The sequence below is a fragment of the Acinetobacter sp. 25-47-122 genome (assembly GCF_056779695.1).
The window spans coordinates 1-428 of sequence record NZ_JBWYIJ010000030.1; the positions used below are offsets into that span (position 1 = coordinate 1).

The window sequence follows — 428 nt, forward strand, 5'->3', positions numbered from 1 at the left end:
GCGGTTTCTTTGATCAAGAAATCGTGCCTGTGACTATTCCACAGCGTAAAGGTGATGCGGTTGTGGTGGCAAAAGATGAACATCCTCGTGCAACCACCCTCGAGGCCTTAACCAAGTTAAAACCTGTTGTAAAAACAGACGGTACAGTAACCGCAGGTAATGCATCAGGCATTAACGATGGTGCTGCTGCGATTCTGATTGCTTCTGATGCAGCTGTAGAAAAATATGGTTTAAAACCTCGTGCCAAAGTGATTGGTGCAACCACTGTTGGGGTTGAACCTCGCATTATGGGCTTTGGTCCGGCACCTGCGATTAAAAAACTGTTAGCACAAACCGCTTTAACACTAGAGCAAATGGATGTGATTGAGCTGAACGAAGCGTTTGCAGCACAAGCATTGGCGTGTACACGTGACCTAGGTTTAGCCGAC

At 47.0% G+C, this 428-nt stretch carries 1 protein-coding gene; it reads left to right on the forward strand.

Annotated features, from left to right (window positions below; translation table 11 throughout):
- Positions 1 to 428 (forward strand): thiolase family protein (locus AC1M9P_RS14630; protein WP_481588091.1); only part of this gene is annotated, 428 nt, incomplete at both ends.